General features: G+C 37.4%; 20 protein-coding genes. 14 read left to right on the top strand and 6 right to left on the bottom strand.

Annotated elements, in window-relative coordinates; genetic code table 11:
* Positions 1–26: 26 nt before the first annotated feature.
* The 4 genes from ASF86_RS07720 (at position 27) to ASF86_RS07705 (ending at position 5,350) form a co-directional block, all read left to right on the top strand.
* The gene (locus ASF86_RS07720) at positions 27–1,262 is read left to right on the top strand and encodes a lactonase family protein (RefSeq protein WP_056480954.1); all 1,236 of its coding nucleotides are present in this window, start codon (positions 27–29) and stop codon (positions 1,260–1,262) included.
* Positions 1,263–1,396: 134 nt separating this feature from the next.
* A complete protein-coding gene (locus tag ASF86_RS07715) occupies positions 1,397–1,759 on the top strand; it encodes a hypothetical protein (RefSeq protein ID WP_081407576.1) in 363 nt (120 codons plus the stop codon).
* Between the two features lie 251 nt (positions 1,760–2,010).
* Entirely contained in the window at positions 2,011–4,650 is a 2,640-nt protein-coding gene (locus ASF86_RS07710) for a bifunctional aconitate hydratase 2/2-methylisocitrate dehydratase (protein ID WP_004643279.1), read from the top strand.
* Positions 4,651–4,768: 118 nt separating this feature from the next.
* Positions 4,769–5,350 carry a hypothetical protein gene (locus ASF86_RS07705; protein ID WP_056480952.1) on the top strand — a complete coding sequence of 194 codons (582 nt, stop codon included), beginning with the start codon at positions 4,769–4,771 and terminating at the stop codon, positions 5,348–5,350.
* A gap of 125 nt (positions 5,351–5,475) precedes the next feature.
* Here the strand turns inward: ASF86_RS07705 and ASF86_RS07700 are convergent, their stop codons facing one another.
* Positions 5,476–6,933, bottom strand: a complete 1,458-nt coding sequence (locus ASF86_RS07700; RefSeq protein ID WP_056480950.1) for a DASS family sodium-coupled anion symporter — start codon at positions 6,931–6,933, stop codon at positions 5,476–5,478.
* 672 nt (positions 6,934–7,605) lie between these two features.
* Here ASF86_RS07700 and ASF86_RS07695 point away from each other — a divergent pair.
* Together ASF86_RS07695 and ASF86_RS07690 are read left to right on the top strand one after the other, a co-directional pair.
* Positions 7,606–8,040: a hypothetical protein gene (locus ASF86_RS07695; protein WP_056480948.1), complete on the top strand. Its 435-nt coding sequence runs from the start codon at positions 7,606–7,608 to the stop codon at positions 8,038–8,040.
* Between the two features lie 120 nt (positions 8,041–8,160).
* Positions 8,161–9,144 carry an ion transporter gene (locus ASF86_RS07690; RefSeq protein ID WP_005039691.1) on the top strand — a complete coding sequence of 328 codons (984 nt, stop codon included), beginning with the start codon at positions 8,161–8,163 and terminating at the stop codon, positions 9,142–9,144.
* 25 nt (positions 9,145–9,169) lie between these two features.
* Here ASF86_RS07690 and ASF86_RS07685 read toward each other — a convergent pair whose 3' ends face one another.
* Positions 9,170–10,369 carry an MFS transporter gene (locus ASF86_RS07685; RefSeq protein ID WP_056480946.1) on the bottom strand — a complete coding sequence of 400 codons (1,200 nt, stop codon included), beginning with the start codon at positions 10,367–10,369 and terminating at the stop codon, positions 9,170–9,172.
* Positions 10,370–10,656: 287 nt separating this feature from the next.
* Between ASF86_RS07685 and ASF86_RS07680 the strand changes: the two genes are divergently transcribed.
* Together ASF86_RS07680 and ASF86_RS07675 are read left to right on the top strand one after the other, a co-directional pair.
* The gene (locus ASF86_RS07680) at positions 10,657–11,454 is read left to right on the top strand and encodes a DUF4198 domain-containing protein (protein WP_056480945.1); all 798 of its coding nucleotides are present in this window, start codon (positions 10,657–10,659) and stop codon (positions 11,452–11,454) included.
* A 301-nt stretch (positions 11,455–11,755) separates the two neighbouring features.
* Positions 11,756–12,676, top strand: coding sequence for a LysR family transcriptional regulator (locus ASF86_RS07675; RefSeq protein WP_056480943.1), 921 nt, complete (start codon positions 11,756–11,758; stop codon positions 12,674–12,676).
* A 66-nt stretch (positions 12,677–12,742) separates the two neighbouring features.
* Here the strand turns inward: ASF86_RS07675 and ASF86_RS07670 are convergent, their stop codons facing one another.
* Positions 12,743–13,195, bottom strand: coding sequence for a DUF441 domain-containing protein (locus tag ASF86_RS07670; RefSeq protein ID WP_003652413.1), 453 nt, complete (start codon positions 13,193–13,195; stop codon positions 12,743–12,745).
* Between the two features lie 254 nt (positions 13,196–13,449).
* Here ASF86_RS07670 and ASF86_RS07665 point away from each other — a divergent pair, with 254 nt between their 5' ends.
* On the top strand, positions 13,450–13,668 hold the full coding sequence (locus ASF86_RS07665; RefSeq protein ID WP_004643270.1) for a hypothetical protein: 219 nt from the start codon (positions 13,450–13,452) through the stop codon (positions 13,666–13,668).
* A 90-nt stretch (positions 13,669–13,758) separates the two neighbouring features.
* Positions 13,759–14,463 (top strand): pseudouridine synthase, encoded by a 705-nt coding sequence (locus tag ASF86_RS07660; RefSeq protein WP_056480941.1) that lies wholly within the window; start codon positions 13,759–13,761, stop codon positions 14,461–14,463.
* Here the strand turns inward: ASF86_RS07660 and ASF86_RS07655 are convergent.
* From ASF86_RS07655 to ASF86_RS07645, 3 genes are all read right to left on the bottom strand, one after another.
* A complete protein-coding gene (locus tag ASF86_RS07655) occupies positions 14,456–14,899 on the bottom strand; it encodes a GNAT family N-acetyltransferase (protein WP_017392103.1) in 444 nt (147 codons plus the stop codon). The genes ASF86_RS07660 and ASF86_RS07655 overlap by 8 nt on opposite strands.
* Positions 14,900–14,997: 98 nt before the next feature.
* Positions 14,998–15,306: a type II toxin-antitoxin system RelB/DinJ family antitoxin gene (locus ASF86_RS07650; protein ID WP_004643266.1), complete on the bottom strand. Its 309-nt coding sequence runs from the start codon at positions 15,304–15,306 to the stop codon at positions 14,998–15,000.
* Positions 15,307–15,417: 111 nt separating this feature from the next.
* Positions 15,418–16,326, bottom strand: coding sequence for a pseudouridine synthase (locus ASF86_RS07645; protein WP_056480938.1), 909 nt, complete (start codon positions 16,324–16,326; stop codon positions 15,418–15,420).
* A gap of 120 nt (positions 16,327–16,446) precedes the next feature.
* Between ASF86_RS07645 and tsaE the strand changes: the two genes are divergently transcribed.
* The 4 genes from tsaE to hfq all read left to right on the top strand — a co-directional run bounded on the left by tsaE (position 16,447) and on the right by hfq (position 20,432).
* Entirely contained in the window at positions 16,447–16,920 is a 474-nt protein-coding gene (tsaE, locus tag ASF86_RS07640; RefSeq protein WP_005046403.1) for a tRNA (adenosine(37)-N6)-threonylcarbamoyltransferase complex ATPase subunit type 1 TsaE, read from the top strand.
* Positions 16,913–18,862, top strand: a complete 1,950-nt coding sequence (gene mutL, locus ASF86_RS07635) for a DNA mismatch repair endonuclease MutL (RefSeq protein WP_056480937.1) — start codon at positions 16,913–16,915, stop codon at positions 18,860–18,862. Before tsaE ends, mutL begins: the two co-directional genes overlap by 8 nt.
* Before the next feature lie 6 nt (positions 18,863–18,868).
* Positions 18,869–19,813 carry a tRNA (adenosine(37)-N6)-dimethylallyltransferase MiaA gene (gene miaA / locus ASF86_RS07630; protein WP_056480935.1) on the top strand — a complete coding sequence of 315 codons (945 nt, stop codon included), beginning with the start codon at positions 18,869–18,871 and terminating at the stop codon, positions 19,811–19,813.
* A 94-nt stretch (positions 19,814–19,907) separates the two neighbouring features.
* Positions 19,908–20,432 carry an RNA chaperone Hfq gene (hfq, locus tag ASF86_RS07625; RefSeq protein WP_017392108.1) on the top strand — a complete coding sequence of 175 codons (525 nt, stop codon included), beginning with the start codon at positions 19,908–19,910 and terminating at the stop codon, positions 20,430–20,432.
* The last annotated feature ends 68 nt before the right edge of the window (positions 20,433–20,500 follow it).

Raw genomic sequence — 20,500 nt, 5'->3', positions numbered from 1 at the left:
AGGTGAATTTTTTCAAGGAAATAAACGTGAAAATAGATACTTATGTTGAAATAAAATATGGCAAGGACAACGATACAAATATTAAATATCGTGGGCTAATTCACAAGTTAACAGCAACATTGTCGTTGACGCTTTTGTCATTTGGATGGTGCTCCGCCGTAAATGCCGCACAACAACAAATCGCTTTAGTGGGGACATGGACATCTATCCCTGATGCACCGCTTGTGCAAAAACCAAAACAAGCCAGTGAAGGTCTGTACCAGCTTCAAGTGAATAGCAATGGAACTTTAACTCCTATTAATGTGTTGAAAATGAAAAGTCCTTCTTGGATTGTAAAATCGAAAGATGGTCGTTTTGCATATACGACTAATGAAGAGAATGAAGGAGCGGTGACTGCTTTATCAGTTCAAAATGGTAAGGTAGAAGTGTTGAACACAGTGAATAGCCATGGTGGACATCCAACACACGCATCAATCAGTTTAGATGGTAAATTCTTATTTGTGTCGAACTATTCGGCATTCGATAAAGGTCGTGGTGGGGTGGCTGTTTTGCCAGTTTTGCCAAACGGCCATTTGGGTGAAATGGTTCAAAATATTGTTTTCGCGGAAGGTTCTGGTCATGTTAAAGGGCGTCAGGAGAGTGGTCATGCACACTCGACAACTTTCAGCCCAGATGGCAAGTATTTATATGCTAGCGATCTTGGAAATGACAAAGTCTATACCTTTCGTTATAACCCAAATAAGCCTCAACCACTTGAAGCGGACAGCAGTCGAGATGTGACCTTTAAGCACGGTTCTGGTCCACGTCATATGGTCTTTTCACCAAATGGCAAACATGCATACGTTACCGCAGAAATGCGAAGTGAAATTGTGACATTTAATGTGCAAGATGGTCATTTGAAAAAAGTGGCTGAGCTAAAACTAATTCACGAAGACAAAACACCTGAATTTAAAAGCGCGAGTGGAATTATCCTCAGTCCAAATGGCAAATACGTGATTGCTGCCAATCGTGGTGCAGACAACAAACTTTTAGTATTTAAAATTCAACAGAATGGATTGCTAGGTAAACCAACAGTTTATAAAGCGAATGGTATTGAACCACGGGCTTTCTCCTTCGATGCGTCTGGTAAATACCTATATGTGACAAACGTTTTTAGTAATAACATTAGTTTATTTCGCTTTGATGCAAAAAATGGCACCTTAAAACCTGCTGGTGATGCAGCAAAAATATCAACACCTACGGATATCAAATTTTTCAATTGATCCGAATTAAAAACTTGGCATTTCTAATGCTTGATATAAAAAGACTGAGGTTTTTATCTCGGTTTTTTTATGGCAATTTTTGCAAAACTGATGATTTTCCGTATGATATCGACAGCAATAATTAGTGTAGTGAAATGATGAAAAAGATTTTATTGATTGCAATGAGCTTATTCTTTGTCGGTTGTTCAGAAAAGAAGCCTTTAACACCCGAAGAGCAGTGGCATGGCTTTTGTACTAGCGTAGGAAATGCAGCGAGAAGTATTGTTTTTGATCGTCAGCAAGCAATTGAAAAAACTCAAGCAGTTGAGCATGCAAATAAGATTGAAGATGACATTACGAAAAAGTTCATTCTTAATATTATTGAAAAAGTTTATGCAATTCCAAAAGAAGAACTGACTAAAGATTCTCAAGCACTCCAAGAAAAAGTTAGAAAGCAAGCGATGGATGAGTGTTTGGCAACACCTCATGACAAAATGCCAAAATATAAATCGTTCTAATTGTGTAAGGTTATTGAATTTCCTCTCATGTAAGGCATTTTTGCTTAAAAATAGCCCAAATTTGGCTAATATGCTTATTATTTATACATGGGTATTTAGATACAAAATAATGGGCATCACGGAGAAACACCCCGTTTTCATTAACTTTTACCTTGAACTCTAGTAAACTTTTATAGTCCATATTACTTGTGAAGCTTTTTAAGAAAGCTGGAATTTGCAAGTAATTTTTCAAAAAAAGAGGAATGAACACCGTGCTAGAAGCTTACCGCCAACACGTTGAAGAACGTGCCGCACTCGGAGTCCCACCGAAGCCACTTGATGATGCTCAAACAGCTCAGCTTGTTGAACTATTAAAAAATCCACCAGCAGGCGAAGAAGCGTTTTTGGTTGATTTGCTTGAAAACCGTGTTCCTGCAGGTGTTGACCAAGCAGCTTATGTAAAGGCAGCGTTCTTGGCAGCGATTGCAAAAGGCGAAGCAACTTCACCACTCGTTTCTAAAGAACGTGCAGTTTACTTACTTGGCACGATGCTTGGTGGTTATAACGTAGCACCACTTGTTGAGCTTCTTGATAATGCTGAACTTGCAAGCCTAGCTGCTGAAGCGTTAAAGAAAACACTTCTTGTATTTGATGCATTCCATGACGTAGCAGATAAAGCAAAAGCGGGTAATGCCAATGCTAAAGCTGTTTTACAATCTTGGGCAGACGCAGAATGGTTCACAAGCCGTCCTGACGTTCCAGAAGAAATTAAAATCACTGTGTTCAAAGTAACTGGTGAAACAAATACTGATGACTTGTCTCCAGCACAAGATGCTTGGAGCCGTCCAGATATTCCATTACACGCAAATGCAATGTTGAAAAACGAGCGTGATGGTATCAATCCTGAAAAACCAGGTGAAGTTGGTCCATTAAACCAAATCAAAGAACTCATCGCGAAAGGCAACCAAGTTGCTTATGTTGGTGACGTTGTTGGTACAGGTTCTTCACGTAAATCAGCAACTAACTCTGTACTTTGGTTCTTCGGTGACGAACTTCCACACATTCCAAACAAAAAAGATGGTGGTGTGTGCTTAGGTTCTAAAATCGCTCCAATTTTCTTTAATACAATGGAAGACGCAGGTGCATTACCTGTAGAAATCGACGTTGCTAACATGAACATGGGCGACGAAGTTGTATTGAAAATTGACCACGCTGCTGCAAAAGTTACTGCTTTTAAAGATGGCGTACAAATTTCAGAAGCAGAACTTAAAACTCCAGTACTTTTAGACGAAGTACGTGCTGGTGGTCGTATTAACTTGATCATTGGTCGTGGTTTGACAACTAAAGCACGTGAAGAATTAGGTCTTGCACCTTCTACATTGTTCCGTACACCTGTACAACCTGCTGACACTGGTAAAGGCTTCACGCAAGCTCAGAAAATGGTTGGCCGTGCATGTGGTTTAGCTGAAGGTCAAGGTATCCGTCCGGGTACTTACTGTGAACCTAAGATGACGACTGTTGGTTCTCAAGATACAACTGGTCCAATGACTCGTGACGAGTTAAAAGACTTAGCGTGCTTGGGCTTCTCTGCTGACTTGGTAATGCAGTCTTTCTGTCACACTGCTGCATATCCAAAACCAGTTGACGTAACAACTCACCATACATTACCTGACTTCATCATGAACCGTGGTGGTGTATCTTTACGTCCAGGTGACGGTATTATCCACTCTTGGTTAAACCGTATGTTACTTCCAGATACAGTTGGTACTGGTGGTGACTCACATACTCGTTTCCCAATCGGTATTTCTTTCCCTGCGGGTTCTGGTCTTGTTGCATTCGCAGCTGCAACTGGTGTTATGCCACTTGATATGCCAGAGTCTGTACTTGTTAAGTTCAAAGGTAAAATGCAACCTGGTATCACTTTACGTGACCTTGTACATGCAATTCCTTACTACGCGATTCAAGCGGGTGACTTAACTGTAGAGAAGAAAGGTAAGAAAAACATCTTCTCTGGGCGTATCCTTGAGATCGATTTATCAGAAATGGAAAATGACTTGACTGTTGAGCAAGCATTCGAACTTTCTGATGCATCTGCTGAACGTTCTGCTGCTGGCTGTTCAATCACACTTTCAGAAGAGAAAGTTGCTGAATACTTACGTTCTAACATCACCATGTTGAAGTGGATGATCGCAGAAGGTTATGGCGATGCTCGTACAATGGCGCGTCGTGCTGAAAACATGCAGAAGTGGTTAGACAACCCAAGCTTGTTAAAAGCTGATGCTGATGCTGAATACTTAAAAGTTTACGAAATCGATCTTGCTGACATCAAAGAACCAATTCTTTGCTGCCCGAACGATCCAGATGACGCTAAACTTCTTTCTGACGTTCAAGGCGACAAGATTGATGAAGTATTCATCGGTTCTTGTATGACTAACATCGGTCACTTCCGTGCAGCGGGTCAGTTACTTGACAAAGTACCTAGTGGCTCATTGTCTACTCGTTTATGGTTGGCTCCACCAACACGTATGGACGAGCACCAATTGATGGAAGAAGGCTTATACAACATCTATGGTCGTGCTGGTGCGCGTACTGAGATGCCAGGCTGTTCACTTTGTATGGGTAACCAAGCACGTGTAGCGCCGAACACAACATGTGTATCGACTTCTACTCGTAACTTCCCTAACCGTTTAGGTCAAGGTGCAAATGTTTACTTAGCTTCTGCTGAGCTTGCATCTGTAGCTGCGGTTCTTGGTAAATTACCAAGCCCAGAAGAATATCAACAGTACGCGTCGCAAATCGACAGCGCTTCTGCTGAGATCTACAAATACTTAAACTTCGACAAGATGAGCGAATATACTAAAGAAGCTGATCAAGTTGATACTAAGAAAATCTCTGCTGCTCAATTGACTTAATGAGCTAGGATTAAGAAAAGCCGATAGGCTTTTCCCCTAGCGAAAGAGCAAAGCTATGCTTTGCTTGAGCAAAAAGATAAAATAAGGGCTGATTAATCAGCCCTTATTTTTTATAACAATGAAAAGCATTTTAAATATAGAAAAAAATATTTTTGAATTAGAAAATATTTTGAATAAAAAACAAAAAATTGAAGAGTTGGAAAGCTCAATTCAGCAATTATTCTCCATAATATTAAAAGATTATCCTTATCTAAAATTACCGACGTTTTCAATAATTCCAACAAAGGCTCTAGAGTTTATTGTTTGGTATCAAGACCCGAATGCCATTACTGAAACCTTATTAATTAAGCAAAATAGTTTTGATGCATATTTATGGAGATGTGATGACGAAAAATGGTATTTAGATGATTTCTATTCTGAACCACGCGAAATCGCCTCTAAATTAATTAAAAATATACCTGTCTTTTATTCAATTCCTGAGAATCCTAAAGAGGTGAAGCATTTACTTGAAATTGGAATAATGCATTTTAACGAGATTTTATTTCCCATTTTTTCAAACAGAACGTTAGAGGACAGCAGAGAAGTATTGACATGGGATGATCACTTTTTACTAGTAGGTACCCAATTGACCAATCTTAAACTTTATAGTCATGAAGAGTGGAATGCCTTGATTGATAGAGAGAATTCTTATTTAAATTAAAATTAGGCAAAAGATTTTTAAGATTAAGAGATATTTATACTGATGGTAATATTATTTATACATTCGCATTTAAATTTAGAGAAACATTCCTATTAGCATAAGAATATTCCTCCATATTTATAAAATCACCAATAACCCAACACTTTCCACCAAAGTCCGCCAATTACTACAAAAATAATGATATTAACCACGCTCATGACAAAGCCAGCTTTCCACCATTCACCTAGTGTGGTGTAACCCGAACCAAACACTACAGGTGAAGTTCCGGTCGCGTAATGGGTTAATGTCATCATAATACTTGAAGCTGCTGCCATCATTAAAGCAAACAACATTGGCGGTGCACCGAGTGCAAGTCCTGCCGTATAGAAGGCTGCGAACATCGCGGTAATATGTGCCGTAGTGCTAGCGAACATATAATGTGCATATAGATAGGCAAGCATTAATAATAAACAAGCTGGCATCCAGCTTAGACCTAAATGGCCAATACTGGTTTCTAAGATACTAGAGAACCATGTAATCAAGCCAAGCTTATTTAAATAAGTTGCCATCATGACTAATGCAGCGAACCAAGTAATGGTATCCCACGCGCTTTTTTGAGTCAGGATATCATCCCAAGTTAAAACACCTGTAAGTAGCAATAATCCTAAACCAATAAAAGCAGTCGTCGTTGGGTCAACAGCCCAAGCGGAGCCAAAAATCATGGCAGGAATACCCGCCCATAGCATCAATAAAATACCGAATACACCAAGCATAATGATTTCATTTTTACTGACCGGTCCCATTTCTTTTAATTTAGTTTTAGCAAACTGAGCTGCATTAGGTGTTTCTTTGACTTCGGGTGGATACATCAAATACATAATCAAAGGCATGATGATTAAAGCAATTAATCCAGGTACTAACATCGCCAGTGCCCAAGTGCTCCAACTTAAAGAAATATCACTATTGGTAGCCTTTGCCACTAAATCAACTACTAATGGGTTAGGGGCAGTTGCTGTAATGAACATTGCAGAGGTAATCGGGTTGGCTTGGTAGTTAACCAATGATAAGTATTTTCCCATCCGACCTTCAGTGCCTTTAGCAGGATCGGAGTCATAACTAGTAGAAATTGCCAGTACAATCGGGTGAATAATTCCACCACCACGTGCCGTATTGCTGGGTGTTACAGGGGCGAGAATGAGTTCGGAAAGCACCATGCTATAGCCAATACCAATGGTTTTTTTGCCCCAAACTGCGATAAATAAATAGCCTAACCGTGCACCCAATCCAGTTTTTTGCAAACCTTTAGAGATCATGATGGAAATACCAATCAGCCAGATTAGTGGGTTAGCAAAGCTACTAAGGGCATCTTGAATGGCTCCACTTGGGCTGTCATTGGTAACACCTGTCACAGCGACTAAGGTGATAGCAAGAATCGCAATTGCACCAATTGGCATAGCTTTACCGATGATTGCGGCAATCACACCTACAAACATCGCTAATAAATGCCATGCATCAGGATCAACACCTGCGGGTACAGGAATCACAAACCAGATTAACAATGTAATAAATAAAGAAATAAGTGTAGGGAGGGCTTTAAATCCCATGTAATTTCCCCTTGTTTTCATATGTTTAAAAAAAATTTAAAGTTCTTTATGAGTGAATCGCTAAAGAAATAAATATTAAAGTTCTATTATCGATTAAATGATACAAAAATTCAAAAAACTTAAAAATCACGAGCGGGAAGTACTAATTTTCATCTTAATAAAAGGGATGAAATTTTTGTGTTAAGAATTTCTTTGGTTTATTTGGTATTATTAAGTTTTTCTGAAACTTTGGCTCTGAAATTGATTCCAAAATTATAAATTCTCTGTATAGGTATCAGTCTAATAAATAGTACCTAGTATTGTTAGTTTTAGAAAAAGCTATAAAGATATCTAATTAAATTAATATATTCTAATACTAATTTTTAGAAAATTTTAAAGATCAAAAAATAATTTATATATCTAGATTAAGATATAAAGAGTGAAAAAATTATTTAATAAAATAACTTATATATAATTTTGGGTAAAAAATAGACTTTATGAATTGTTGTTTTTATTAAAAGTGTGAATTGGTTCATATGTTTATTCAAAAATACTAAATATGACATTTTTTAATTTGATATATATAAAATTAAATATAGTACTAGAAATTAACTGGTTTTTTGTTTTAAAATAATTAAACGAACTTAAAAATAATTAAAAAAAATATGGGTATTTTATATAGGGAATTTAAGAATGCTAAAGACAATTGTTGAATTTAAATTTGATGATTATCAACGATATGCTCAAAAAACATACTCCGATGAAGAAGGTGTTTTAGTTCAAAAAACTGAAGATATTGCACAATATATTTTTAGTATTTTGAAAAATAGATATCATTTAAATATAGAGCTATATAGTGAAAACTGGGGATGGCAAATTGAAATTCCTTTGCCCGAAATAACCATGTATCTTGGAATCAGTGTCTATGAAGAATATAGCAATGGATTCGCAATTTTTATTTCTCCAAATACACCTATTTTAAGAAAGTTTTTATTTAGAAAGCTTGATATTACTCATCATATTATGTTGCTGCAAAACTATATTAATCTTATTTTGAAATCACACCCAGGCATCTATGATGTGCAGTGGTGGGAAGAAAATGAATTCCGATGTGTAGCGGTGAATTGACCTGAGAAAAAAGTAGAAAATTTTAAATGCAAGTGAGTGAAGGAAAATTTATTAAAGACTATATTGGTGAATAGAGGGCGAGAGCTTACTATGTCTTTAATATCAAGTGGTCAGATCAATATGCAAAATTCAGCTTGGAAGGGATTGCGTAAGTTCTTCTATAATAATCTCCATAATCATGACTATGAAACTACGGTAAGTAGATGTATTAATTATTTTTTAGTTGTTTTAATTGTTGGCAACGTCGCTGCTGTTTTGTTAGAAACAGTAAATGATTTGTACACAAGTTATCATGTTTGGTTCGACTATTTTGAAGTTATTTCAATTGCAATTTTTAGTATTGAATATCTATTAAGACTATGGAGTGTTGCAGATCGAGATACGACACAATCTGCATGGAAAATCCGCTTGAACTGGATGAAGAGCGGGGAAGCAATTATTGATTTGATGGCAATCTTACCTGCTTATCTCAATTTCTTCGTACGAATCGATCTTCGTATGCTCAGAATATTACGTTTACTTCGTTTATTAAAATTGACACGGTATTTTATCTCACTACAGATATTGTTATGTGTGATTAAGCGTGAGAAGGGCTCTTTTCAGGCAGTTATCTTTATTTTAATTATTATGATTATTATGACTGCTTCTGGAATTTATGTGGTTGAAAATAAAGCTCAGCCAGAAGCTTTTAGTTCAATACCTAAATCTATGTGGTGGGCGGTGGTTACTTTAACCACAGTAGGTTATGGCGATGTCACCCCAGTGACCAGTTTAGGAAAGTTATTAGGCGCACTCATTACCATTTTAGGTGTTGGTATTGCAGCGTTACCAGCTGGTATTTTAGCATCTGGGCTTGCAAATGAACTCAATCAACGGAATCAAAGACTAGAGCAAGAATTTCGTGAGTTACTTCAAGTACGAGGGATTGATATTTTACATGACGAAGCTGAAATAGAACGAATCCGTCAAAAAGTCGGGTTGCCAAAAGAACAAGCGCATAACCTGATTATTCAAATTATGCGTGAAAAAGTATTAGAGGAAGAAGAGTCGGTTAGAGAGACAAAATGTTATTGCCCTCACTGTGGCGGTAAGCTAACTGATTAGAAAAATTAGTTAGCTTCTTCTTTGATTAAATTTTCTTACTTGCTTTCTCTACGGCAAAGGCAATAAGTAAAACGATAAGGCCACCGAGGCTTAAGACAAAACCGACCCAGATTGGCGCGATCCAACCCATTTGGTGACTGAGTACCCATCCACCTAGAAATGCACCTAGTGCGTTGGCCATATTAAAGGCAGAGTGGTTGAGTGACGCTGCTAACGTTTGAGCATCGCCAGCGACATCCATTAGACGAGTCTGTAATGCTCCACCTAATCCCATTACGGTAAGACCAATCAAAAATAATGAGGCAATAGCAGTATAAATATTACTCATTAAGAAACTAGCCACCACAAAAGCGATAGCTGAACTGATCAGCACGCCTACAATCGTTTTATTCAGATTTTTATCTGCAAGCCATCCTGCGGCTAAGCCACCAATAACCATACCAATACCCCAAATAGCCAAAGCGATAGGGACGATTTGGATATTCACTTGTGTATATTCAGTCAAAATAGGTGAGACATAGCTGTAAACAGAAAACATGCCTCCAAAACCGATTGCACCTACCGCTAGTGTTAACCACATGTTGATATTTTTAAGGCCAGCTAATTCTGTTTTTATGCTTGCTTTTGCTTGGACTGGAATATTGGGTACAAAGAAGCCAACAGCAATTAAGGTGAAGAAAGCGATAGTCGCTGAAAATTCAAAGCCAGCTCTCCAACCAAAATTTTGACCTAACCAAGTTGCCAAAGGTACACCAATCACAGTTGCTACTGTAAGACCCATCATCATTTGGGCAACAGCAGATGCTCTTCGTGAAGGACCAGCTAGTTCAGCTGCCACTAATGCTCCGACACCAAAATATGCCCCATGGGGTAAGCCTGCAATGAAACGTGAAACTAAAACAGTTTCGGGTGTATGGGCTAAAGCAGTACAAGCGTTGGCAATACCATAAAAAAGCATTAAGCCAAGTAATAACGTTTTTCTAGGAACTTTAGCTCCAAGAATAGCGATGATGGGAGCACCAATAACCACACCTAATGCATAAGCACTAATAAAGTGCCCAGCTTCTGGTACTGTAATTTTTAAGTTATTGGCAATTTCCTGAATCAGTCCCATTGCGACGAATTCGGTGGTTCCAATACAAAAACCACCTACAGCGAGTGAGAAAATTGCTAAAAATAGTGAATAGTGTTGATGTGTAGATAGAGGAGATTGCGGGGACGCCATAATAGGTTAAGAAAAGACTCAAAAAGAGCAGTATAAGGGAAAAGAGTACAGAATAATAAAAAACTAAAATTAAGACTGCCGAGGCTAAATGCAAAATCAACCAGATTGGAACGATTCAATCCATTTGGTGACTAAGAACTCAACCAGTTTCTTTTTGAATAAAAGATTAGGAAATTTTAAGTTTAAATATTAAATGATAATAATAATGATTTTTATTTATGTATACTGTAGCTGCGTATCTTTTGTCTGAATTTTTTTAACTTTGTGTACAACAGGATTTTGTAAGAATGAATAAATTTTTAATTGTGCCTCTTGCATGTATATGTACCACAGGCTTTGCTCATGAGCCCTATGTAGCGCCTTTAGCTTATAAAACAGAACAAACTCAGGTACCCGTAATTGCAGGTTATGCCGAAGAAGCATTAAATAGTGAGTATGCTTTAAAGGATGCCAAGCTTACTGTAATTACTCCTAAAAATGAGCTTAAGACGATTACGACGGAAGCTTTGCATAAATCGGCCACGGTTTTTGATGTCGATTTGCCAGAAGAGGGAACTTATATCATTCAGTCACAAGCAAGTTATCCTTTAAAATATGTATATGATCAAAAAACGTGGCATTTATTTTTTGATATGCCAGCTGATAAAGCCCCACCGAAAGCAGAACGTGAATATTTAATTCCAGCTGACATTAAAGCGAAAAATATTAAAACAGAAGAAGTAACACGAGAGTGGGTATTACAAAGTTATCTTTCTAAAGGAAAAGTTTCAGATATTCAATTTCCAAACACACCGATTAAAGTTAACTTTTCTGTACATCCCAACACAATTAAAGTTGCTCAACCTGTTAAATTAACCATAAGTGAGAAAGGAACAAGTCTCGCGAATGCTGAAATTAATTTAAGAGAAAAAGGCGCGACGGATAAACAAGTGCAGCAGTTTAAAGCAGATAGCAACGGTCAGGTTGAGCTTAAATTTCCAAAGGCTGGAGAGTATTTAGTAGAAGTAACAGCTCCACTAAATTTAAAGGTAAAACCTAAAAATCAAAGTTATACGATTGTTAGCTTAAATGTGTGGGCGCAGTAATTATTAATTTTCATAAGAAATAGACCTAGAACGGGTCTATTTTTTGTTTTTATAAAATTCTTTTCGATTTCAATTAAGCAGTAATTGTAAGCTACACAGTTGTACCTTCACCTTTAAATTAAAAAAATTCATCTGATAGGATAATTGTGAAAAATAATTCATGTTGAGACAAATTAATTAATTCCATGGTAAAATGAATAATATTCATTAGTGAAGATTTATCTACAGTTATCCTATTTGTTGAAAGGCAAAGATAAGATTAAGACATTCATAGATAAATCTCTTTTTTAGGCTTGGGCCCATGTTAGAAATACGCCACCTTAAAACTTTAGTTGCCTTACGTGAACATGGTTCATTAGTTTCAGCAGCGAATGATCTTTGTTTAACGCCCTCGGCTATCTCTCACCAATTAAAAGAATTAGATCATTGGTATGGGGTAGAGGTGGTGAATCGACGTAGCCGACCTGTTAGCTTTTCTAATGTAGGGCAACGCTTACTCAAGTTAGCTGATGATGTTTTACCGCAAATCCAGATTACACATAGTGATATTACTCGTATTGTGCATGGACAGACCGGCAGGATTATCTTTTCATCTGAATGCCATAGCTGTTTTGATTGGTTAATGCCGTTATTGAATCAATATCGACATCAATACCCAGATGTTGATTTAGACTTTGCTTCTGGATTTGAAGCTAATCCACATGAGCTTTTACAAAATGCTGAATTTGATTTGCTTATTACAGCCGATCCAATTGCCTTAAAGGGAATTGAGTATTTTCCTATTTTTGAATATGAATCGCGTTTGGTTCTATCCAACACACATCCATTGGTCCGTGCTGAAAATATTACGGTTCAAGAGTTAGCAGAAGAAGTTTTAATTACTTATCCAGTTGATAAGCACCGTTTAGATATTATGTCTAAACTTTTCATTCCGGCAAATATTCAGCCTAAGCAAATACGAACAACAGATTTAACCCAAATGCTTATTCAACTTGTTGCAAGCGGACGAGGTATTGCTGCTTTACCTGATTGGGTAGTGAATGAATATGAACAAAAGGGATGGGTTACGAGTCGCCGTTTAGATTGCGTTTCACGTACAGGCTTACGACGGACGTTATATGCGGGCTATCGAACTGAAGAAAAAGAAAAAAGTTATTTTGAAGGGTTCTTAAAGCAGTTAGAAAAGTTCTCTTTAAAACGAACTTCGTATTATTCTGGCTAGAGCAATTCATTTAGCTTAAGCATAAAAAAAGGTGCCCAATGGCGCCTTTTTTTATATCGAAAAAATTTATTTACCGATAAATAAAGAGAGTAAACCTGCTGCAATAAGAGGGCCGACAGGTACACCACGGAGCAAGGCGACGCCAGCAACTGTGCCAATTAATAGACCTGCAACAACATCAGGTTGACTCGACATAAGTTTTACACCGCGGCCACCTAACCATGCGACTAACAGACCGATTGCAATGGCAACCAGTGATTTAATACTAACAAAGGACTTTAAAATACTCTCTCCGCTCAGTTTTCCGCTGGCAATGGGTGTGAGTACCCCAATGGTTAAAATAAGAATTCCTAAATTAAGACCATGTGCTTGAATAAAAGGGAAAAACTGATTTAAAGGCGTAATTTTAACGACAATTAACACACCTGCTGCAATGGTTACAGCTGCATTTTGACTTAGTAAACCACAGATAAGTAGAACTAGAAGGACAACTAAATTAACATCAAATTGGGCAAGCATGGGAGCGGGGTGGGCAAGTAAATAAAATGGAATTGTATAATATTTAAGAGTAGGAATGTGAAAGCTTTAAAAGATTCAGCAGATCTTAGATTTTATTTTTAATAAAATTTGATTGTATATCGCTCATTGATAAAGAGTTTTAATTTTCGGTTACGCTTGGACACAATGTTATATAAATTAACAAGTTAAATCTTATAGTTTTTTGAAGTTGTGTTATAAAAATAGTCATTACTCATGAACATAGGATAATGACTATGGAAATTGTAGATATCAAAATTAAAGATCAGTTTGATCAGATTCATGATGCCAAGGCTCAATTAAAGCAAAATTTAGTTGAACACGAAAATGAAACTTTAAAGCTAAGCCAACGTATTGAACATATTATTGTTGATAATGAAATTATTTTACCTACAACCGAATTGTTATTCGAAAGTGAACAGAACGAAAATATTTATCGAGTAATTGAAGAATAGAGCGCAGTTTAAGGAACTAAATGCAAAGAATAGTGAGTAGGGAGTTGAAACTGCGTTAAAATGAGTGTTTTGTCCTAAAGAGAAACCTCCATGCTGCTGGAAAAAATTTTACAATCACAAGGGTTTGGTTCACGTAAATATTGTCAGCAGTTAATAAAAAATGGTTCTGTAAGTGTTGATGGAGAAATTGCCGATGATCTTAAAAAGCAATTTTCTCCTGAAAATTTAGAATTTTCGCTTTTTGGACAAACTTACCAGTATCGAGAACAAGTTTATATTGCATTAAAAAAACCAAAAGGTTTTGAATGTTCACATCAGCCTCAGCATCATCAAAGCGTTTTTAGTCTTTTACCTGAAATCATGATTCATCGAGGCGTCCAAGCAATTGGGCGTTTAGATCAAGATACAACAGGCTTACTCTTACTTACTGATGATGGTAAATATCTTCAAGCTTTAACCCATCCTCGTAAACATGTTCCAAAGGTTTATCATGTTACGACTCTGGATCCAGTGACATCTGAGCAAATCGTAATGTTAAGCGAAGGTGTCAGCTTACATCAGGAAAAAGGCATTTTTGCTGCAACCGATGTAGCAATGTTGGAAACTCACAAATTAACGATGACCATCCATCAAGGTGTTTATCACCAAGTCAAAAGAATGATTGCTGCTGTAGGAAATAAAGTAGAAGCATTGCATCGCCATCAAGTAGGTCAATTGGTTTTACCTGAAATAGCAGATGGGGAATGGATTTATTTATCAGAGCAGCAAAAGCAGCTAGCACAAAATATTATTTAAGAAAGCAATGGAAGGTCTGGAACTCACTATCCCGAATGAAGCCCATTTGTTCATATAGACGATGAGACTCATGGTTATTGCTTTGAGTTTCTAGGCTAATGCGTAGGGCATTTTGTTGTTTTGCAAATAAAATGGCAGTATCGATTAACTGTTTGGCTGAGCCTTGGCGACGAAAAATTGGCGTAACATATACATCATCTAAAATATAATATGTTGAACAAGCAACTGAAGAAAAACCTAAATAGAGTAGAACGAATCCGGTGATTTTGTCATCTTTAATATGAATGAAAAAAACACTTTCTCTATTCTCAAAACGTTGTTTAAGAAAGTAAAGTGATTCATTAAAATTAGAAGAAGCCCCATAAAACTGGCGGTATTCATCAAACAAAACGGCGAGTTGGTCTAAATCTTCAAAAGTCGCTCGTCTAACGATCATTTGGTACTCCTTGTAACTTATCATTATATTTTTACAAAGAGAGCATAACGAAAAAAAGAGCTTTTTGACGTTAAAACTTGTTTATAAATGCAACAGTGTTAAGTTTTGTCGCTCTCACCAAGAAGTGCGTTTAGTTCTTCAAACAAATCTTCATGGTCATCATCTTCGCTTAAAGTCGATGGGTTTTGATTTAATGAAGATGCTTTTGCTTTTCGGAGTTTTAATAATTGTTCCATATTAATACTCTGATTTTCGATCGCAAAAGGAATAGATTTAGTTAATACGACTTGTTTAAAAAAAAGTCGTACCGCTTGGGCAGGGGTAATTCCCAATTGTTTAAAAACAGCAAAAGCCTGCTTTTTCTCTTGGGAGTCCAGTCGAACCTGATAAACTTCTGTTTTTCGCATGAATAACAAAACCAAATGATTTTTAATTTTTAGGAATTTATTTTAAACCATCGCAATGTAATTTCAATGTTTTTCGGCATAAAAAACAATCTTTTTGTCATTACGCTTACATTACAACGTCAATTCAAACTGAGAATTGAAAAACATTTCCCCTTTCGTGAGTGGATCGACAAATGAAATGTGCTTAGCTAAAAGTTGTAATGGCTCTGAAAAATCATCATCTGCCTTATGTTGAACAGTCGGGTAAAATGGATCATTCTTAATCGCAATATCTAGATAATTAAGATGTACACGAAGCTGGTGCTGTTTACCTGTTGTCGGTGTTAAACGATATTTAGCCCAAATCTGGTTATGTTCAATAAGCTCAATATAGGTCTGAGTGTTTGCTTTAGCATTTGCCACAACTTGCATGGTGTAAAAAGGAGTCCCTTTATCTAGATGCAAATGTAATGTTTGAGGAAGTTTTAATTCTTTTTTATAAGGAGCGATAGCGTGGTAAGTTTTATTGATTTGACGCTCCGCAAATAATTGTTGGTAAATACCTCGCGATTCAACCTGTTTGCAAAATAGAACAACCCCAGCAGTTTCACGGTCTAATCGATGTATCGGTGTTAAAAATTCATTGCCTGTCTGTTTTTTAAGTCGAACTAATAATGTTTCTTGCACATATTGTCCAGTTGGGCTAATTGTTAAAAAATGAGGTTTATCGACCACCAGTAAGTCATCATTTTCAAATAAAATTCGATGCTCGAAAGGAACATGTGGCTCATAGGCAAGAAATCGATAATAAAAGATATGCGTATTGCTTTGATAGGGGCTATCTAATGTTAATTTTTGTCCATTTGCCCCATAAATAAGTCCATCCTGAAATCGTTGTTGCCACTCTTGAACTTTAATATGTTGAAAATGTTGGCATAGATACTCATAAATAGTTTGAGTATTTGTTTGTGCAGGAAGATAAACTTGGCTTGCGCTTACACCATCAACCATAGGTGGCAAAAAATCGTTCGGACTAGACATAAAAAAGTATAAATATGTAAGAGAATTGATATAAAAAAAGCCAACTTCTAGGGCTTGAGTAGGCTTTTAAGGCAGGGCAATGTTATCATATCGATTATTTTGAATCATGTTATGTGTGCTATGTCGTATTCATTGAAATTGGTCTTAAATCATGAAGAAGATACTGGGCGTCTAGCTCAAGCGTTGGCGCAACATGTTCAGTCAGGTGTGATTTATTTAATTGGAGACTTAGGTGCGGGTAAAACCACACTTACGCGCTATTTCTTACAGGCTTTGGGTCATAAAGGCTCTGTTAAAAGTCCAACCTATACACTAGTTGAGCCGTATAAAATCAATGAGAAAGAAATTTTTCATTTTGACTTATATCGTTTGAATGATCCTTATGAACTTGAATTAATGGGAATCCGTGATTATCTAGATGTCACAGATGCATTATTTTTATTTGAATGGCCATCAAAAGGTGGTGATGAAATTCCTCAGGCAGATATCATTATCGATATTCAAAAGTCAGAGGATGAGTTGAGTCGTTTTGTAACTTTAACTCTACCCACAGAACCTTTGTATCAGACTTTGCAGGAACAGCTTCATGACTGATGAAAAGCTAACACAACGTCGTATTCATACTTTAGACGCAGCGTTAGCCAACCAGATTGCTGCTGGTGAGGTGATTGAACGTCCTTCATCTGTTGTTAAAGAATTATTAGAAAACTCCATCGATGCGGGTGCAACTGAACTCATTGTACGGATCGCTCAAGGTGGTTCGACCCTCATAGAAATTATTGATAATGGGCATGGTATTCATTCTGAAGATTTGGCATTAGCCGTCATGCGCCATGCGACAAGTAAAATTAAAACTGCAGAAGATTTACACGCTATTGTAAGTTTGGGATTTCGCGGGGAGGCACTTGCTTCGATTGCCGCAGTTTCAAGATTGACATTGACGAGTAGCCAAGATGAAAGTGGTATTGGCCATCAGGTTGAAGTAAACGGCACAGCATTTGATCATCAAGAAGTACAAGCTGTTGCTGCTCAAAAGGGAACTCACATACGTGTTCAGGACTTATTTTTTAATGTACCGGCACGCCGTAAATTTTTAAAGAAACCAACGACTGAATTTGGTCATATTGAAGAGATTGTTCGTCGTCTGGCTTTAACGCATTTTGATATACGTTTTGTGCTTGAGCATAATGATAATATTAGAATTAATTTGCCTATAGCTGATAGCGGAGAGCTCCGTTTTCAGCGAGTGCAACAACTGCTCGGTTCGCAATTCGTACAAAATGCATATTGGATGGATGCCGAAAGTATTAGCATGCGGTTATCAGGTTGGCTTGGCCATCCTTCAGATGCTCGTGCGCAGGCTGATATGCAATATGTCTACGTAAATGGTCGTATTGTTAAAGATAAAACGATTTCACATGCACTACGTATGGCATATGACGGTATTTTACACGGCCACCAACATTCATCATATTTACTTTTTTTAGAAGTTGATCCTGAAAATATCGATGTGAATGTTCATCCGACCAAGCATGAAATTCGCTTTTTAAATCAGAGAGAAGTGCATGAGTTTGTAAGACATTATGCAAAAGAAACTCTGTCGCAATTTCAGACAGCGAGCGCTGATTTAGCTCAAGCGATGAAAGTGGATGAAGCCTTAGACTACTCTGTGCAGCCTCAACCTAAATATCAAGAACAATTTACGCTGCATCGGGCAAATGAAGCTTTAAATCCAGACAATGAAGCGCGAGCTCAGAATGCACCGACAGAGCTATTAACTGATTTTAATGCTAGTCGTCCGCAAGCTGTTCACTATGCAGATCAAACCCCAAAATATAACGGTTCTGCTCAGTTAAATAATGCGTTAAAGACATACTTAGCGCCACTGCGTGATCAACCTGCTAATTTTTCAGTGAATGAAGATATTGAGCCAGTAACTAAAGTTGATGAATTTCCGTTAGGCATTGCAATTGCTCAACTTCATGGAATTTATGTTTTAGCGCAAAATACAGAAGGGCTGATTATTGTTGATATGCATGCAGCACATGAGCGAATTTTATTACAGCAAATGAAAAATGCTTGGGACAAACCAGAGTTTTGGACATCTCAACAGTTGCTTATACCTAAAGTCATTTCTATTAGCCGTATGCAGGCTGTGCGGGTAGAGGAGTTGAAACCTCAACTTGAGCGCTTAGGACTGGAAATTGATTTATATGGGGACGAGCAGATTATTGTTCGGGGAGTACCAGCCATATTACAAAAAGCTGACTTTGAAAATCTTATTCCTGAACTTTTAAATGATTTAGATCCAAATGATGAAGCACAAGGATTACTTCAAAAAAGAGATGAGTTATTAGCTGGAATGGCATGCCATGGAGCAGTACGTGCACATCGACAACTCAGTCTTTCGGAAATGAATGCTTTACTTCGCCAAATGGAACAAACCGAATTTGCGAGCCAATGTAACCATGGAAGGCCAACTTGGCGTGCATTTCCATTATCTCAATTAGATAAATTATTTGCTCGAGGAGAGTAGTTTTACATGTCAAATCAATTGCCCGTCATCAATTTAATGGGACCAACTGCGAGCGGAAAAACCGCTTTGGCATGTGAGTTATACGAGCGTGGAAATTTTGAGCTGATTTCTGTTGATTCTGCTCTCGTTTATAAAGATATGGATATCGGTACTGCTAAGCCAACTCGTGAAGAACAAGCGCTATATCCTCATCATTTAATTGATCTGATTACTCCTCTTGAAGTTTATTCAGCTGCTCAATTTGTTGAAGATGCATCTAAGTTGATTGATGACATGCATTCACGCGGGAAAACTCCTATCTTGGTAGGAGGCACAATGTTGTACTTTAAGGCATTATTAGAAGGCCTATCGAGTAATTTACCGAGTGCAGATGCCCAAGTTCGGGCAGCAATTGAAGAAAAAGCTTTAAATGAAGGGTGGCAGGCTGTTTATGACGAATTAGTTTCTGTAGATCCTGCCGCGGCTATAAAATTTAATGTGACTGATAAGCAAAGGATTATTCGAGCACTAGAAGTTTATAAGCTTACGGGTGAGCCAATTACTAAATTGCAGGCAGAACAACCAAAAAACGTACCATATCGATACATATTTCATAATTATGCTTTACTTCCAGATCGGGTAGAATTACATCAACGCATTGAGCAAAGATTAAGCAAAATGTGGGATATCGGTTTTTTGAGTGAAGTTGAAGCTCTAATTGAAAAATACGATTTAGATGAAAATTTACCCTCAATGCGTTCAGTGGGTTATCGACAAGCACTAGAATTTCTATTAAAAAGTGATATAAGTCTCAAAAGTAAACGTGAAATGGAGGATAAAGCTTTATTTGCAACACGACAACTTGCCAAACGTCAATATACGTGGTTACGTTCTTTGCAAGAAATACACGATTTTAAAACTTACTTGACGATAAAGCAGGCGAAAGAAGACTTGCGAAACTCTTATGGATAAAGCAAAATTTGCACACTGTCTTTTTATAATTTTTAGTTGAAAAATAAAGATAGTTTTTTTGCGCTGATTTAAAAATTTTTTTTTGGAGTTAAAAATGTCTAAAGGTCAAACTTTACAAGATCCGTTCTTAAATTCTCTCCGTAAAGAACGTATCCCTGTTTCTATTTTCCTTGTGAACGGTATTAAATTACAGGGTCATATTGAATCATTTGACCAATATGTTGTTTTATTAAAAAATACAGTAAGTCAAATGGTTTACAAACACGCGATTTCAACTGTTGTTCCAGCACGTAACCCACGCCCAGCAGGCGCGCAAGGTACAGGCTTCCCAGCACAAGGCGGCACCACACAAGGCGGTTTTGGTGGTCAACCTACTGGTGGCTTCGGTGGCGGTCAAGGCGGTGGCTTTGGTGGTGCTCAAGGTGGCTTCGGTGGCGCTCAAGGCGGCTTCGGTGGTCAAGGCGGTTTTGGTGGTCAAGGTGGTGGCTTCGGCGGTCAAGGTGGCTTCGGTGGTCAAGGTGGTGGTTTCGGTGGTCAAGGCGGCTTCGGTGGTCATCAAGGTGGTTTTGACAACGATACTAAATTTGAAGATGGTCAAGAAGACGAAAATAATCGTTAATTGATATCTTAAAAAGAAACCAGTCAGATAATGACTGGTTTTTTTATGTTTATTTAAAAGTTAATTCA

Source organism: Acinetobacter sp. Leaf130 (assembly GCF_001423205.1).
GTDB lineage: Bacteria > Pseudomonadota > Gammaproteobacteria > Pseudomonadales > Moraxellaceae > Acinetobacter > Acinetobacter calcoaceticus.
This window is presented reverse-complemented; position numbering and strand designations above follow the sequence as displayed.